Source organism: Mesorhizobium sp. AR02 (assembly GCF_024746835.1).
Lineage (GTDB): Bacteria > Pseudomonadota > Alphaproteobacteria > Rhizobiales > Rhizobiaceae > Mesorhizobium.
Genome location: NZ_CP080531.1, coordinates 1,065,115 through 1,080,631, shown reverse-complemented (window position 1 = coordinate 1,080,631; position 15,517 = coordinate 1,065,115). Strand labels below are relative to the sequence as shown.

Sequence of the window (15,517 nt, the reverse complement as noted above, 5' to 3'; positions counted from 1 at the left end):
CTAGCCTCCCTGCATGGGCGAGAGGATTTCGATCCGGTCGCCGTCACTCAACTGGAATACTGCCCGGTTGGCTTTGTGCACGAGATCGTTGTTGACGGCCGTTGCCAGCCAATCGCCCTCATAGTCGAGCGCGGCAAGCAGCTCGGCCAGTGTGGTGGCGGCAACCTCATGCGCTTCGCCGTTGACCATCAGTTTCATGCGCAAGCTCCTTGGTTCCTTGATTGAAAACCAGGTCGGCCGCCTGGCGCGCCATGGCGGGGGCGAGAAGAAAACCATGGCGATAGAGCCCGTTGATCGCGACGGTGCTTCCACATTCCTCGACACGCGGCAGATTGTCGGGAAAGGCCGGACGGACGCCGGCGCCGGTCTCAATGATGCCAGCCTCACCGAAGGCCGGATGAAGAGCATAGGCCGCGCCCAAAAGCTCCATCATCGAACGCGCCGTGACCGGTCCTGTGGACTGGCTTTCGATCATCGTCGCGCCAACCATGAAACGGTGATCGGTACGCGGCACCACATAGAGCGGAAAGCGCGGATGCAGCAGCCGGACCGGGCGTGACAGCGAAATGTCCGGCGTGCGCAGGATCAGCATCTCGCCGCGCACGCCGCGCAGGCCGTCGTCTTCTGCCGCCATCCCCGTGCAGTCGATCCGGCGATCGAAACCGGAAATGTGCCGGGCATCGGCGCCGAAGCGGAATTCGACACCCATGGCAGCGAGCCTGTCATGAAGTGCCGCCATCGCGTGCCGCGGGTCGAGATGAGCCTCATCGGGGAAGAACAGTCCGCGCCTGAAGCGGCCGGCGAGGTCGGGTTCCAGGAGCGCAATCTCATCTTCATCGACACGCCGATGGCCGGACGTGCGGCTGGCGAACCGGTCAAGCTCGCCCGCCTCGCGCGGCGCGGCCACGACCAGTGTTCCGGCGCGTGTCACCTGACCCGGCAGCACCGCATCCCACCAGTCGGCAGCGTCGCATCCGAGATCCAGCACAGGCTGCTCGGCGCTTTCACGCTCGCACCATGGCGCCAGCATGCCGCCGGCGAACCACGATGCGTTGCCACAGATGCCATGCCGGGTCTCGGCGACTGTGACCGTCGCGCCGCGGGCGGCGAGCTCGAAGGCGGCGGTGAGGCCGGCGACGCCGGCCCCTTTGACCAACACCCTCATGACGGTTCCGGCGCCTCTGGCATGAGCGGTGCGTCGGTCTCGCCAGCTGGCATGTAGAGATCGCCGCCCTCGCGGTATTTCGCCGCCATCGCCGCCATGCCCTCTTTCTGTGCCTCGGCGCGGATGTCGTGAGAAATACGCATGGAACAGAATTTCGGTCCGCACATCGAGCAGAAGTGCGCCAGCTTGTGCGCCTCCTTGGGCAAGGTCTGGTCGTGGAAGGACCGCGCGGTTTCGGGGTCGAGAGACAGGTTGAACTGGTCCTCCCAGCGGAACTCGAAGCGCGCGCGGGAAAGGGCATCATCCCTGACTTTCGCGGCCGGATGGCCCTTCGCCAGGTCGGCGGCATGGGCGGCGATCTTGTAGGTGATCACGCCAATCTTGACGTCGTTGCGATCGGGAAGGCCGAGATGCTCCTTGGGCGTGACGTAGCAGAGCATGGCGGTGCCGAACCAGCCGATCATGGCCGCGCCGATGCCGGAGGTGATGTGGTCATAGCCCGGCGCGATGTCGGTCGTCAGCGGTCCAAGCGTGTAGAAGGGCGCCTCGCCGCAGACAGCGAGCTGCTTGTCCATGTTCTCCTTGATCTTGTGCATCGGCACGTGGCCGGGCCCCTCGATCATCACCTGGCAATCCTTGGCCCAGGCGATCTGCGTCAGCTCGCCGAGCGTTTCCAGCTCGGCGAATTGTGCTGCGTCATTGGCGTCGGCGATCGAGCCGGGACGAAGACCGTCGCCGAGCGAGAAGGACACGTCATAGGCGCGGCAGATGTCGCAGATCTCCGCGAAATGCTCGTAAAGGAAGCTTTCCCGGTGATGGTGCAGGCACCATTTGGCCATGATCGAGCCGCCGCGCGAGACGATGCCCGTGACCCGGTCGACGGTCAGCGGGATGTAGTGCAGCCGCACGCCGGCGTGGATGGTGAAATAGTCGACGCCCTGTTCGGCCTGTTCGATCAGCGTGTCGCGGTAGACCTCCCAGCTCAGATCCTCGGCGATGCCGCCGACCTTCTCGAGCGCCTGGTAAAGCGGCACTGTGCCGATCGGCACCGGCGCGTTGCGCACGATCCAGTCGCGGATGTTGTGGATGTTGCGGCCGGTCGAGAGGTCCATCACCGTATCGGCGCCCCAGCGGATCGCCCACACCATTTTTTCGACCTCTTCGGCCATCGAGGAGGTGACAGCGGAGTTGCCGATATTGGCATTGATCTTGACCAGGAAATTGCGGCCGATGATCATCGGTTCGCTCTCCGGGTGGTTAATGTTGGCGGGAATGATCGCCCGCCCTCGCGCCACCTCATCGCGCACGAATTCGGGCGTGACGAAATCGGGGAGCGCCGCGCCGAAGGCTTCGCCGTCGCGTTGCAGCTTGCCGCGGACGATCTCGCGGCCGAGGTTCTCACGGATGGCGACGAACTCCATTTCGGGTGTGACGATGCCGGCGCGCGCGTAGGCGAGCTGGGTCACTGCCTTGCCTGATCTGGCCCTGAGCGGCCGGTTGCGGACCGGAAATTCTGGCGTCAGCCGCTCGCCAGCCGCAAATCCATTGTCTTCCGGCCGGACGTGGCGGCCGTCATAGGCTTCGACATCGCCGCGTGCCGTAATCCATTCGTGGCGAAGCCGGGCAAGGCCCTTTTCGATGCTGGTTTCGACCGTCGGGTCGGTATAGGGGCCGGACGGATCGTAGACGGTGACGGGCGGCTCGCCGGCGGTCGGATGGACAGAGATTTCGCGCATCGGCACCTTGATGTGCGGATGGAGGACGCCGGACTTGTGGATCTTCCGTGAGGCGGGCAGCGGTCCCGTTGAGACGGCTGGGGTGAGGGCATTCATCTTGAGGCTCCTTTGCTCATGCATTGGAGACCCAGTTCTGTACCGGAAGGATGAGACGCTTTGGCCGCCCTGCTTGGAAAACAGGTCTTCGGGCGTGAACTCCCGCAAAGCGCTTGCACCGTCCCTACGCCAGTATGAACTGGATCAGGTTCAACGGGTCACTGCGCCGCGAAAGCCAGCAGTATCTCAGCCCCTTGCCGGGACCCCCCCTGGTGAATGCGCCGAATTGAACGGGCCGGCGCTATTTTGTCAAGCGCATTTGGCCCGCGGCGCTGATCGGTCGCCAATCAAGTCGTGCGGAAAGGCTGAAGCGTGGTGCGGCAGAAGAATCTGGTCAACCGCTCTCAAAACCACTAAGTCCGGCCAAACCAGCGAATTTATTAAAGAATTTCACCTCTCATTGAGATAGCACTCTTCGACAAGCGTCGACTGATTTGGACGTTGGAGCAACCGGTCTATACTCCAGTCCGATGAAACCGCTGTAACCTCGGGCGAGAAGCCAGTCCAACCGCTTCTTCAGATCGATACCACCAGTCCCTGGTTCGTTGCGCCCGGGATGATCGGCAATATGAATGTGGAAGACGCGATCAATATTGCCGCCGATAACAACTTCGGTTTCTTCGCCCATAACGGCAGAATGGTAGATGTCGTAAACGATCCCGATCTCTGGGCGCCCGGTTGCGGCAGCGATCTCCAGGGCTTCGACCGTCGAAGGCAGGAAGTATCCGGGGTGATCTATCAGTGTGTTGAGTGGTTCAAGACCAATACGAACGCCGCTTCCCTTCAGCATTTCGCCGGCAAGATTCAATGTTTCGACAAGCGCCTTCTTTTGATCATGTCGGGAGACATCAGAAAGCTCATCGCCCGCCTGGGCGATAAGCACTGGGGCGCCAAGCCTCCTTGCTGTGGCAATCGAACGTCTGAGACCTTCGAGAAAAATGCTCTGGTTTCGGATATCGGTCAGCGAAATCATAGGTTCAGCTACGATGCTGCTTAGTTCCATCTCGGTGGCCTGCAGCGCAAGATCGATACTGTCAAGATCCTTATCAGTCCACCTCCAGAATTCGACGGCCGCCAGGCCGCTTTGCCGTGCAAGCCATATACGATCTGCGAAATTTGCTGTTTCAGGGGCGTAAAGCCATTCTATGCAAGCGGAAAGTTTCATAGCTGGTTCACAGCTTCTTGGCCGCCACGGCTACTGTCGGCCAGTACCGCGCGACCCGCAAAGGCGACAAAGACCATAGTCGTCGCCAGCATGGCAAAGGCAACGCGCAAATCCAGGAAATGTGCGACCAACCCGATAAAAGCCGGTCCGAGCATGTGGCCGCCATAAGCCAGCGTGGTGACGGTGGCGACTGCAAGGTTTGCCGGCATTGACGTCTGCACTCCGGCAGCTTTGAACATGAGCGGGATGATGTTTGCGGCGCCGAAGCCAACAAGCATGAACCCGCACAATGCAAACAGTTGCGAAGGGAGCGCCAAAACCACCACGAAGCCAATTGCCGAGATCAGTCCGCCCCCTAAGAGCACGCGACGACCTCCCACCGCATCGACAAGTCGGTCGCCGATAAGCCGTCCTCCCGTAATCGCCACGGCAAAAGCGGCGTAACCAGATCCCGCCGCATAAGGCTCGGCGCCGCGATATTGCAACAGGAACACGCCGCTCCAGTCGAGCACCGCTCCCTCTGCCATGAACACTAGCGCGGAGAAAAGTCCAATAAACAGAACCAGTGGCCTTGGGACAACAAACAGCGGAGTGGTTTTGCCCCCATCGTTGGCGAGGGGGATGAAGCCCATTGCCCGCGAGGACACGGCGACAAACATCAGAATTCCTAAGGCCAAGCATGCTTGGAGCGGGCTAGCTCCCAGTTTGAGCAATGCGCTTAGCCCGCCCGCTCCGATAGTTCCCCCAATGCTGTAACAGGCATGAAAGCCGGACATCAGGGAAAGCCCCATCCGCTTCTGGACAATGACGGCCTGGACATTCATTGCCACATCGATGGCCCCGATCGCGGCGCCGAATACCGCAAGGGCAACCGCCATCCCGAGAACGCTCATGCCTGCGGCCAGGATCGGCAGGACCGCAGCCGCCACAAGCGTTCCGCAAATTATGATCAGACGGTATCCGAAGCGTGCCGTTAGAAGACCAGTCAAGGGCATTCCGACCAGCGAGCCGCCGCCAAGGAACAGCAAAAGGATGCCAAGCTGTCCGTCATCAATGCCCAGCCGGGATTTGGCGAACGGGACCAATGGCGCCCAAGCCGCGACGAGTGCCCCTGTGCTGAGAAAGGCAACATAAGTAGCCCACCGCTCTCGCGCGCCTACTCGTTTCGATCGATCAAGGTAAGCATCCGCATTCAAGATGTTAACTCACTGAAATATCTTGGGTTGTTTGCGTCGCGCCGAGCTCGGCATCGTTGAGCATTTCCAGCGCAGCTTCGTGGAGTGACCGATTGGCTGACGCCAGTATTCTGCCGCCCCGCTCAGCGCGACCGCCGTCGAAGCGTGTAACAATGCCGCCGGCCGATTCAATGATTGGAATGAGCGGCACGATGTCATACGGCTGCATTGATGGTTCGACGCACAAATCGATCTGGCCGGCAGCCAGCATCGCAAATGCGTAGCACTCCCCTCCGTATCGGGTGAATTTGGCTGCTGAGGAGAGCTTTGCAAAACCTCGGTCTGAGCGCCGGGCGAAAGGCTCTGGCGAGGTCGTATGGCAGATGGCGTCGGGTAGGACCCGAACACTACTTGTGCGCAGCTTTGATCTCCCGCGGGCACTCTCGCAGAATGCCTCAGACTCGTCGCCCCAGAAGAATTCACCTGTATAAGGTTGGCTCATTATTCCGCGTACGGCTCGGCCGGCTACTGTGAGCCCTATGAGTGTTCCCCATACAGGGATGCCGCACAGGTATGGTTTTGTTCCGTCGATCGGATCTATGACCCATTGTATGGGTCCGCGCCCCGTTGTGCCGAATTCTTCACCGAGTATCGAATGATCCGGATAGGTTGAGCTGATCATTTCGCGAATGGCGATTTCAGCTTCTCGGTCCGCGTCGGTCACCGGGTCGAACTTGACGCCAGCCTTGAACTTTGCGTCAGCAGCCAATCGAGTCCGAAATCTAGGGAGAGTGATACGGCTCGCGGCCTCGACCAATGTGAGGAAGAACTCTAGGGATGGGAGGGGTTCGTTCGACATGAGCACGATCCTGTCAAAGTGTGTTTTGGTTGCGACTTGCTGGTCTTCGTCTAAACCTGGATTGAGCCCGGTCGCCGCAGGAGGCGGTCACGTCTTTGCCTTCCGTGCTCGCGATGGCCGGGTCATTTCCTCGGCGTTCAGTATGTCGTCGATGAGATCAGGCGACAGGTCATCTGCCTGGATAAGCAGCTCTCGTAGGGTTTTGCCGCTTGCCAAGATCGCCTCGACGAGCTCCGCCGAGCGTTCATATCCAAGGACCGGGACCAGAGCGGTGGCCAGTGCAGTTCCGGATAGGAGGTGCCTTCCACAGGCCGCTTCGTCGGCCTTGATGTCGGCCACACAGCGGGTCTCCAGGACCCGGGCCGCGTTGGTAAGTAGACGAATGGATTGCATCAAGCTGAATACGATAATCGGCTCGAAGGCATTAAGCCGCAGCTGTCCAGCTTCGGCTGCGAGCGTCACAGTGACGTCTTGTCCAATCACATGGAAGGCAACCTGGTTCACAACCTCAGGGATTACCGGATTCACCTTGCCGGGCATGATCGAGGATCCTGGCTGGACGGCAGGCAACCGCACTTCTCCAATACCGCCGCGAGGTCCGGAAGAAAGCAGCCGTAGATCATTGGAAATCTTCGACAGCTTCACAGCTACCCGTTTCAGAACCGCGGAAAAGTGGACAAAGGCACCAGTGTCCCAGCCGGCTTCAATAAGGTTTGCAGCCGGCTTCAGTCGCGTGGCGGCAACAGCCTCAAGTTCCGCAACAACGACCCTTTGATAGCCCGGATCCGCTGTGATGCCGGTGCCAATTGCCGTGCCTCCGAGATTGATCTCACGCAGCAGGTCCATTGCCTCCCGAAGGCGGTCGATGTCCTCGCGGACCGTGATCGCGAAGGCACCGAATTCCTGACCCAAGGTCATCGGAACTGCATCCTGCAATTGCGTGCGACCCAGCTTGAGAATGTGGGCGAACTCCAACGCCTTCGATTCGAACGCGCCTATGAGCGCCCACAACGCGTCGATCAGTTCGGGGGCAGCGAGCAGAAGTGCAAGCCGGATGGCCGTCGGGTAGACGTCGTTGGTCGACTGAGAACGGTTGACGTCATCGTTTGGGTGAAGCGCAGCGTAGTTGCCACGCGGCAGCCCCATAGTCTCGAGGCCCCGATTTGCGATCACCTCGTTGATGTTCATGTTGGTGGAGGTTCCTGCGCCTCCCTGGAAGACATCGAGAGCGAATTGGTCACTCAGATGGCCGGCAGCTATGTCGTCACAGGCGTGACCGATGGCAATCATCTTTGCTTCTGATAGATCGCCAAGCTGACAGTTGGCTCGCGCCGCAGCCTTCTTGACTAGGGCAAGGGCTCTGATGAGAAGAGGATAGTGCCCAATCGAGATACCCGATATCTGGAAATTCTCGATGGCGCGTGCGGTTTGCGATCCATAGTATGCGCGCTGGGGGACTTCGACCATTCCAAGAGAGTCCGACTCCTGACGAATGTCAGAAGGACTTGGCCTAAGAAGGTGACTGCCCACGCGCTTGCTCCAAGGCGAGAAGTTGCTGACCCCGCATGAAGGCGATGTGTCTCAGGCATGGCGCCAACACCGACCACATCCGTCGCCAACGATCGTTTTCGGTCGATGCAGTTGTTCTGATCTCTTCAGTGTCTGTGAGACACTATTTTCCACCGAAGTAGTAGTTGAGCAAGGCAACTTGCGATTCCGCGAGTCGACCCCGCAATTCACTTTGCTCGCCAAGAGTTCTTATTGCTGCGGGGAAAAGTGGAGATAGGAGAATCGCAACGATCGCGATCCAGAACAGCTGGCGTGGGAGGCCATTTTTGACATTCGGCCGTCGGTTATCTGTCATTGAACAACTCCAAACATTTGGAGTGAGAGCCAGCTGTTGCCGACTGGCTCTCACGTCGATCAGAACCCGCGTCCCTTCACATATTTGGCGCGCAGGTCGCCCAGGTAAGCGGGGACGGTAATGTCCCACCAGCCGGTCACGTGCATGTTGGAGTAGGGCCGTTCGATCGCGCAGATCGCGTCGATGACATACGGCTTCCCGGACGCCAGAGCCCGTTCAATCGCCGCACCAATGTGAGAGGCATCGACCACACGCTCGCCCTCGCAGCCGAGAGCTCTCGCGACGCCGGCAATGTCGGCCATCCACTTCGAGCCGTCCGGTGTCTTGAACTCCGTGATGATCTCACGGTCCTCGCCGAACATGTTCAGCTGCAGGTTGCGGATCGCGCCCCAGCCGCCATTGTTGATGACAAGAAAGATCACCGGCGTGCCGAGCATTGCGGCGGTGGCGAGTTCAGTTCCTGTCTGGAGAAACGCGCCGTCGCCAAAGACAGCGCAGACTGGTACCTCCGGCTTGCCCAGCTTGGCGCCGATTGCGGCGGGCAGGGCAAAGCCAATCCCCGACATGCCGCCAGGCGTGATGTGCTGGCGCGGACCATAAACCGGGAATTCGTTGAATACCTGGTTCTGCGGATTGGAAGAATCGGTAACAACGATCGTGTCGCGCGGCAACGCCTTGCGCACCTCGACCAGTACCTGGGAAGCAGTCATGGGCTGGACATTGGCTGTGCGCAGAGGCCGAAGGAATTCCTCCCATTCCACTTTGCGCTGCTCCAGTTCCTTGAACTGCGCAGTGGACTTGTAGTCACGTCTTTGCCCCTTGGCTTTCAGCTCCGCCAGAATGGCGCCGAGCACAGCCTTGGCATCGCCGACAATTCCGACTTCCACAGGGTAGTTCTTTCCGATTTCGAAGGCATCCAGATCGACCTGGACCAGCTTGGTCTTCGGAATGTCGAATGTGACCCCCGGCTGGTAAGAGGACGTGATGCGGTCGGAGAAACGGCAGCCAACCGCCAGGAGCACGTCCGCCGATCGCGTCATTGCATTGCCAGGGATCGAACCAAGGTCGCCGCACGCGCATGCGAACAATTCGTGGTCTTCGGGGAACGCGCCCTTGCCCATGAAGGAGGTGGTGACCGGAGCGCCGAGAAACTCCGCGATGGCTATCAGCTCGTCCGTTGCTTCCGCCTGGATGACACCGCCGCCGGCCAGAAGCACCGGACGCTCCGCCGAAAGGAGCAGCTCGACGGCGCGGGTGATGTATTCTGGATCGCCGAAGGCGCGCGCGGCGGTACGGCGCTTCTTGCCGTCGCCTATTGTGACCGTTGCAAACTCGGCCTGGACATCTTGCGGGACATTCAAGAGGACTGGCCCTTTGCGTCCCTCAAGCATGGCGTTGAAGGCCTGCTCCATCATGTTGGGGATCTGCTCGACATGACTCGGATTGAACCAGCGCTTCACCACGGGCTCGGCCATGCGCGGGAAGTTGTCCGAATGCGGTCGATCAACTTCCTGAAGAACGCCACGCCCCATCATGTAGGTGTGAACACCGCCGGTGATGACAAGCTGCGGCAACGAGTCCGCGAATGCGGTCGCTATGCCGGTCAGGGTGTTGGTGGCTCCCGGGCCGATTGATGTCACGACGCAGGCTACCTTGCCCGAGGACCGGTAGAATCCATCAGCCATGTGGGAAGCATTTTGCTCATGCATGGCCGGCAAAAGCTGGATTTCGTCCTTACGGTCAACGAACGCGTCCATAAGCGCTGTATCGCCGTGTCCAGGGATGCCGAAAACATGGGTCACACCCTCGCGGATCAGGTGATCCACGATAATCTGGCCGCCAGTCATCTCCTGCGCGACGACCGCGCCTTTCACGTTCTTATCGTGTTTCATTGGTTTCCTCCATTTGCTTGCTCGCGGCCAACGGGTGGGCAGCAGTGGCGTATTCGATGTTGCGATGACCGTAACGCCGCACTCGGAGATTGGCTTGCTCGGCGTGGCCAGCAAACCCTTCCATGATGCACAGCCTCGATGCGTATTCACCGACCATCGCGGAGGCCTGATCGGTCAAAATTCGTTGATAGGTGCAGGTCTTGATGAACTTGCCGACCCATAACCCGCCAGTATAGCGCGCGGCGCGCATGGTGGGCAGAGTATGATTGGTGCCAATCACCTTGTCGCCGTAGGCGACGGTCGTGCGCGCGCCGAGGAACAGCGCGCCATAATTCCTCATGTTGTTGAGAAACCAGTCGTCATCCGCGGTCATAACCTGAACGTGCTCTGAAGCGATACGATCAGCCTCGACCAGCATCTCTTCCCGCGTCTCGCAAAGGATTATCTCACCGTGATTGCGCCATGCTGTCCCGGCGATTTCAGCGGTCGGCATGATCCTGAGCAACCGCTCGATTTCAGCCAAAGTGTTCCTGGCGAGCTTCTCGGAATTGGTCACCAGGATGGCCGGCGAATTGGTACCATGCTCCGCTTGCCCAAGCAGGTCTGTCGCGACCAATTCTCCGTCTACGGTATCATCGGCCAAGATGAGAACTTCAGTCGGACCGGCAAAGAGGTCGATGCCGACGCGGCCGAAAAGGAGACGCTTGGCCTCGGCGACGTAGGCGTTGCCAGGGCCAGCCAGCATATCGACAGGCTCGACGGTTTCGGTGCCAAGTGCCATTGCGGCAACGGCCTGCACGCCACCGAGGACATATATCTCGTCAGCCCCGGCCAGGTGTTGGGCCGCGACGATCAGCGGTGCTGGCTTGCCCTTGAATGGCGGAGCGCAAGTGATGACACGCTCGCATCCTGCCACCTTGGCGGTCAGCACCGACATGTGCGCCGAGGCAAGCAGCGCATACTTGCCACCGGGCACATAGCAGCCGACGCTCTGCATAGGAACATTGCGATGACCGAGTATGACGCCCGGCAGCGTCTCGACCTCAATGTCGGTCAAAGCGGCTTTCTGGGCTTCCGCGAAATTGCGCACCTGCTCTTGTGCGAACTCGATGTCTTCTCGCTCTTGTTTGGATACGCTGTTCAGGCAGGCTTCGATCTCGGTTTTGGTGAGCCTATAGCTTTGTCGATCCACACCATCGAAGCGGACGGCAAGCTTGCGAACCGCTGCGTCTCCGCCCTTTTCCACCTCGTCAAGAAGCGCCTGGACAGCCTTGGTAAGAGCATCGTCCTGAAAGTTGGAAGCACGAGCCTCCGCCAACTTGATATGTCTGATCATTCGTATCCGCCTTTGGCTGCCAGGTCGTCGCGCAAGGGGGCGCAAAGCTTGCCGCTGTGGTGAGATTGCGACAGGCCTGCAGCTGTCACAATTTCGCAGAGCCTTGATACTTGGCGCAGGTTGACGCATATCTCTCCTGCGGACTTTCGCGGTGGACAGCAATAATTCAATGACGATGCACGACGATACGGCACTTTTGGCGGAGAACTTCGCTGCCAATTTGAGATTTCTGTGCGAGCGTAGCGGTTCGATTTCCGATGTGTGTCGGAAGATGAAAATAAACCGCCAGCAAGTTAATAAGTATATGTCGGGCGCGCATATCCCGTCGGTGCAGAATCGAAGACTTATTGCTCAATATTTTGGGGTAAGCCCAGAAGTTCTATTTGTTGACAATGAAGAATTTAGAATGCTTATTGAGGGTAATTATTTTCACGCCCTAGAGACATTTCGGCATGCGGCAAGATTTAGTAGCTTTCTTGAAACCAGCCTTCTGCATCAGAGAGCTGCTAGCGACGTGCACATCGGAATGTACGATCGCTATCAATATTCCAGCATCTACCGGGGAAAAATATTGCGTTCGGCATTTTGCCTATATCGAAATCGTGATTTCCTTCAGCACTACTATATTGAGCGATTTCCGAGCTTCGATCGGCCCACCAAGGCGGATTATGTCTTCAAGTACCATGGCTTCACGATCCCGCTAGAGGGCCGAATGTTCTCCGTGGATTTCGAGGTCGGGCAGAAGAATGAGATGACATTCGGAATTTACGCACCTGTTCGGCGAAGCGCCAAGAACTTTATGTTCGGGATCACTTCGGGCATCGCAGCTACAATGCTACGACCGCCGTATGCCACAAAGGTCGCGATGCATTACCAAGGCCCCGGCATGCTGCAAAAGGAGCATCTGAAGCGGGTGACCACACTCGAGGAAAACGACCCGTCAATCCCAGTTGAGGTCAGGCAGTTCCTGGGCAGCGATGAAATGCTGCCGCGATCCGGATTGGCAGGCCCCAGGCGATGAGGGCGACGATGTATTGTGAAAAGCCCGCGAGAGTCGCGACTTTGCTAAGATCTTGCCTCTAGGCGCGGAGCTTTCCCGGCTACCCAATCAAAACGGTTGCATCGCGCCTTGTCTCGAAGAATTCCTTCAAAAGGCTCGGTGGCCAAGTGCCCATCACGCAAGATCAGTCGCCATTATATGATCGGCCGCGCGCAAAGCTTGGGCGGCTATCGTCAGGGCCGGGTTCACAGCCGCTGAAGATGGGAAGAACGAGGCATCAATAACAAACAGGTTCTGCTGATTCCACGCGCGGCAGAACGGATCCAGGGCCGACGTTCCGGGATCATTCCCCATCCTAACCGTGCCGCATTGGTGACCCGTTGCGTGGGCGACGAGCGACTTGGTGATGACGATAGGATATCCCGCCCGCTGAAGCGCACGTTTCATCCGGCGGACGAGTTCGAGATGTCCGTCCATATTGTTCAAGGTCACGGAGAGTTTGATGCGGCCTCCGTTGAGAGTAACCCGGTTGTTGGGGTCTGGGAGATCTTCGGATAGGCCAATCCAGTCCATCCCGTGTCTGGCCATTCGATCCCCCAGGAAGCTTGGCATGTAAGGCACACTCGCGGTCAGCATGCCTCCTTGCAGCTTGCCGAGCATTTGCATCTGTCCCATGGGCCAGCGAAAGGCATTGTCGCCGAAGTACCAGTCATTGAGGGCGAGGGTCTTCTGGAAGACCGTGGAGTTCACGCGGTGGGAGAGCCCCATCAACGCGGTCTGATTGTGCACCATATAGTGCCGCCCGACGACATCGGAACTGTTCGCCACGCCTTTCGGCGTCCCGGTGTCGGCTGAACGGAGCAGCAAGGCCGAACTGTTGACGGCGTTGCATGAAACAACAAAAAGAGGAGCCTGCAGCCGCTTTACCGTGCCGGCATGATCGACTTCAACCGCGGTGACGCGCTTGCCATCGGGCGTGGTCAAAAGACGACGCGCAAAGGCCTGCGTCATCAAATCGACCCGACCGGTTGCCAGTGCAGGTTCGACACCACAGGTTTCCGCATCGTTCTTCTGGCCGATCTTGCACGGGAAACCGTCACATGTCCGGCACAAGATGCATGTGCCCGCTGGCGCTGCATTCACGGCGAGCGGCAACGGGGAGGGCGAGAGGCCCTGGTTTCGGAAACTCTGTGCCATTCGTTCAACGATCGGCTCTGACTTCACCGGCCCGTAGGGAAACGGTGTGCCGCGCGGCGGCGCCGTTTTGTCGAGGTGATCGTCTCCGTGCACGCCGAATATCCGCTCGGCTTCGTCATAGTAGGGCGAAAGGTCGGCATATCGATATGGCCACGCGGGAGAGACGCCGCGTCGATGCGCCAGGGCTTCGAAGTCCTGCTCCCGTAGGCGGAACATCGCGGCCCCGTAGAATTTCGTGGACCCGCCGACATTGTAGAACATGCCGGGGTCGAAGCTGTTGTCATGGCGGTCCAGCCAAGTGTCCCTTGCCTTGTATTTCTTCTCAAAGAAGACCGTCGGGACGCTCCAGTTATCTGGTTCGCGCGGCACCAAACCGCCGCGTTCAACGATAAGGACTCGCGCGCCCCTTTCAGAGAGGCGACGTGCCGTAATGGCGCCGCCGACGCCGCTGCCAATAACGATGACGTCATACTCTTTCATAACAAGTCCAATGCCTGAGGTTGGCCCGCAGACCACATAAAGGTGCGCTCATGACGACTTGCCGTCCGCGGGCATCACCTTATCGCGCTATAGCGTTTGGACCGTCCCGAGAAAAGCAGCCTTTGGTCAAAATGCGTCATGTTGCGCCACATATCGCATATTTGCGAAATTGTGGTGACGCACCCGTGGAGTACGCTTCAATTAAGAAATGGCTCATGGATGCCATCGTTGGGGACAGAGGAGAAAAAAGTGAGCACGAACGTTGCTGCGCCCGACGAGATTTCCCCGCAATTGCATGTATCTGGCCCGTTGGCCCGTCTGCCAGGCCCATGGTTCGACCCCAAGGGGGAATCCCTGAACTGCCTTTGTTGTCCGCTCTCCCATCACACGTACTTGGGGATCTGAAGCACATGGCAACCGTATCCTTCGAAGGAATTTGGAAGGTATTCAACGATTTCGTGGCGATACCCAACCTTGATCTGGACATCAAAGACGGAGAATTCATCGTCTTTGTTGGCCCATCTGGATGCGGCAAGACCACAACCTTGCGGATGCTTGCTGGCCTTGAAACGCCGACCCATGGCCGCGTTCTCATCGATGGCCAGGATGTCACCCTGACGCCGCCGGGCAGGCGCGATATCGCGATGGTGTTTCAGAGCTACGCGCTTTATCCGCATATGAGCGTGCGAGGCAACCTTTCCTTCGGCCCAGAAGTTCGCAAGGAGAATCGATCCGACCTCAACAGTCGCGTGGAGAAGGTCGCTAACCTTGTCGGGTTGAACGGTCTCTTGGATCGCAAGCCCTCCGAACTGTCGGGCGGGCAGCGGCAACGCGTCGCGCTTGGCCGCGCCTTGATCCGCGAGCCGCGTATCTTCCTTCTGGATGAACCTCTTTCGAATCTCGACGCTGGCTTGCGCACGCATATGCGTGCCGAGATATCTGACCTTCAGCGGCGCCTGGGCGTGACGACGGTCTACGTCACACACGACCAGGTTGAAGCGATGACAATGGGACATCGCATCGCTGTTTTCGATCGGGGTCGGATCCTGCAGGTAGACACGCCGGCCCAGCTCTACCGAAATCCCGCCAACAAATTCGTCGGAACGTTCATCGGATCACCTCGCATGAACATCTTGCCCGCCGAATTGACCCGCGATGGCGCTTTGGGACGCATCCAGTGCCTGGGTTCGGTTTTTTCCGTAGAGGCTGACCGCTTCTTTGCGTCGACCAATCTGCCGTCGCGAGTTGAACTCGGTATCAGGCCCGATGATCTCCATTGGACCAAAGATGCCCCCTCCCGTTGCCGCGAGCATATCTTCGGCACGGTTCGTGCGATCGAGACAACCGGGTCGGAGACATTTGTTCTGGTTGATGTAGGTGGCGTGGAAGTGAATGCCCGCTTCCCCAGTTTCGCCGACATTCGGATCGGCCAAAAGGCAGATCTCGTCTTCGATCCGAACGATCTCCATTTCTTCGAGCCCGTATCAGGAAACACCTTGCGTACAACGCCTGCCCGGATCGTCGAACGCCAGGGCGCGTAGCCCATCCAAAA

12 protein-coding genes and 1 riboswitch are annotated in these 15,517 nt (G+C 58.9%); of the genes, 2 read left to right on the top strand and 10 right to left on the bottom strand.

From position 1 onward, the window contains the following. The 9 genes from thiS to hisD form a co-directional block, all read right to left on the bottom strand. Positions 1-198: a sulfur carrier protein ThiS gene (thiS, locus tag DBIPINDM_RS09675; protein WP_258585513.1), complete on the bottom strand. Its 198-nt coding sequence runs from the start codon at positions 196-198 to the stop codon at positions 1-3. Further along, on the bottom strand, positions 167-1,165 hold the full coding sequence (gene thiO, locus DBIPINDM_RS09670) for a glycine oxidase ThiO (RefSeq protein WP_258581254.1): 999 nt from the start codon (positions 1,163-1,165) through the stop codon (positions 167-169). Before thiO ends, thiS begins: the two co-directional genes overlap by 32 nt. Next, positions 1,162-2,997 carry a phosphomethylpyrimidine synthase ThiC gene (thiC, locus tag DBIPINDM_RS09665; RefSeq protein ID WP_258585512.1) on the bottom strand — a complete coding sequence of 612 codons (1,836 nt, stop codon included), beginning with the start codon at positions 2,995-2,997 and terminating at the stop codon, positions 1,162-1,164. Before thiC ends, thiO begins: the two co-directional genes overlap by 4 nt. A 104-nt stretch (positions 2,998-3,101) precedes the next feature. Then, a riboswitch (TPP riboswitch) is annotated at positions 3,102-3,217 on the bottom strand. Positions 3,218-3,394: 177 nt separating this feature from the next. Next, positions 3,395-4,162: a TIM barrel protein gene (locus DBIPINDM_RS09660; protein ID WP_258585511.1), complete on the bottom strand. Its 768-nt coding sequence runs from the start codon at positions 4,160-4,162 to the stop codon at positions 3,395-3,397. After that, the gene (locus DBIPINDM_RS09655; RefSeq protein WP_258585510.1) at positions 4,159-5,247 is read right to left on the bottom strand and encodes an MFS transporter; all 1,089 of its coding nucleotides are present in this window, start codon (positions 5,245-5,247) and stop codon (positions 4,159-4,161) included. Before DBIPINDM_RS09655 ends, DBIPINDM_RS09660 begins: the two co-directional genes overlap by 4 nt. A gap of 115 nt (positions 5,248-5,362) precedes the next feature. Next, entirely contained in the window at positions 5,363-6,196 is an 834-nt protein-coding gene (gene hisN, locus DBIPINDM_RS09650; protein WP_258585509.1) for a histidinol-phosphatase, read from the bottom strand. 87 nt (positions 6,197-6,283) lie between these two features. After that, a complete protein-coding gene (locus DBIPINDM_RS09645) occupies positions 6,284-7,663 on the bottom strand; it encodes an aspartate ammonia-lyase (RefSeq protein WP_258585508.1) in 1,380 nt (459 codons plus the stop codon). Positions 7,664-8,119: 456 nt separating this feature from the next. Beyond that, the gene (locus DBIPINDM_RS09640; RefSeq protein WP_258585507.1) at positions 8,120-9,952 is read right to left on the bottom strand and encodes a thiamine pyrophosphate-binding protein; all 1,833 of its coding nucleotides are present in this window, start codon (positions 9,950-9,952) and stop codon (positions 8,120-8,122) included. Continuing rightward, positions 9,939-11,288: a histidinol dehydrogenase gene (hisD, locus tag DBIPINDM_RS09635; protein ID WP_258585506.1), complete on the bottom strand. Its 1,350-nt coding sequence runs from the start codon at positions 11,286-11,288 to the stop codon at positions 9,939-9,941. Before hisD ends, DBIPINDM_RS09640 begins: the two co-directional genes overlap by 14 nt. A gap of 169 nt (positions 11,289-11,457) precedes the next feature. On the opposite strand from hisD, the gene DBIPINDM_RS09630 reads away from it, so the two are divergent. Then, complete coding sequence (locus DBIPINDM_RS09630) at positions 11,458-12,309, top strand: helix-turn-helix domain-containing protein (protein ID WP_258585505.1); 852 nt, start codon at positions 11,458-11,460, stop codon at positions 12,307-12,309. 153 nt (positions 12,310-12,462) lie between these two features. Here the strand turns inward: DBIPINDM_RS09630 and DBIPINDM_RS09625 are convergent, their stop codons facing one another. Next, on the bottom strand, positions 12,463-13,965 hold the full coding sequence (locus tag DBIPINDM_RS09625; RefSeq protein ID WP_258585504.1) for a GMC family oxidoreductase: 1,503 nt from the start codon (positions 13,963-13,965) through the stop codon (positions 12,463-12,465). A gap of 410 nt (positions 13,966-14,375) precedes the next feature. Here DBIPINDM_RS09625 and DBIPINDM_RS09620 point away from each other — a divergent pair, with 410 nt between their 5' ends. Continuing rightward, entirely contained in the window at positions 14,376-15,506 is a 1,131-nt protein-coding gene (locus tag DBIPINDM_RS09620; RefSeq protein WP_258585503.1) for an ABC transporter ATP-binding protein, read from the top strand. Positions 15,507-15,517: the final 11 nt, after the last annotated feature.

Bases quoted from the DNA above. Each gene is read 5' to 3' on its own strand.
- thiS (WP_258585513.1), bottom strand. From the start codon at position 198: ATGAAACTGATGGTCAACGGCGAAGCGCATGAGGTTGCCGCCACCACA.
- thiO (WP_258581254.1), bottom strand. From the start codon at position 1,165: ATGAGGGTGTTGGTCAAAGGGGCCGGCGTCGCCGGCCTCACCGCCGCC.
- thiC (WP_258585512.1), bottom strand. From the start codon at position 2,997: ATGAATGCCCTCACCCCAGCCGTCTCAACGGGACCGCTGCCCGCCTCA.
- DBIPINDM_RS09660 (WP_258585511.1), bottom strand. From the start codon at position 4,162: ATGAAACTTTCCGCTTGCATAGAATGGCTTTACGCCCCTGAAACAGCA.
- hisN (WP_258585509.1), bottom strand. From the start codon at position 6,196: ATGTCGAACGAACCCCTCCCATCCCTAGAGTTCTTCCTCACATTGGTC.
- DBIPINDM_RS09645 (WP_258585508.1), bottom strand. From the start codon at position 7,663: ATGGTCGAAGTCCCCCAGCGCGCATACTATGGATCGCAAACCGCACGC.
- DBIPINDM_RS09640 (WP_258585507.1), bottom strand. From the start codon at position 9,952: ATGAAACACGATAAGAACGTGAAAGGCGCGGTCGTCGCGCAGGAGATG.
- hisD (WP_258585506.1), bottom strand. From the start codon at position 11,288: ATGATCAGACATATCAAGTTGGCGGAGGCTCGTGCTTCCAACTTTCAG.
- DBIPINDM_RS09630 (WP_258585505.1), top strand. From the start codon at position 11,458: ATGACGATGCACGACGATACGGCACTTTTGGCGGAGAACTTCGCTGCC.
- DBIPINDM_RS09625 (WP_258585504.1), bottom strand. From the start codon at position 13,965: ATGAAAGAGTATGACGTCATCGTTATTGGCAGCGGCGTCGGCGGCGCC.
- DBIPINDM_RS09620 (WP_258585503.1), top strand. From the start codon at position 14,376: ATGGCAACCGTATCCTTCGAAGGAATTTGGAAGGTATTCAACGATTTC.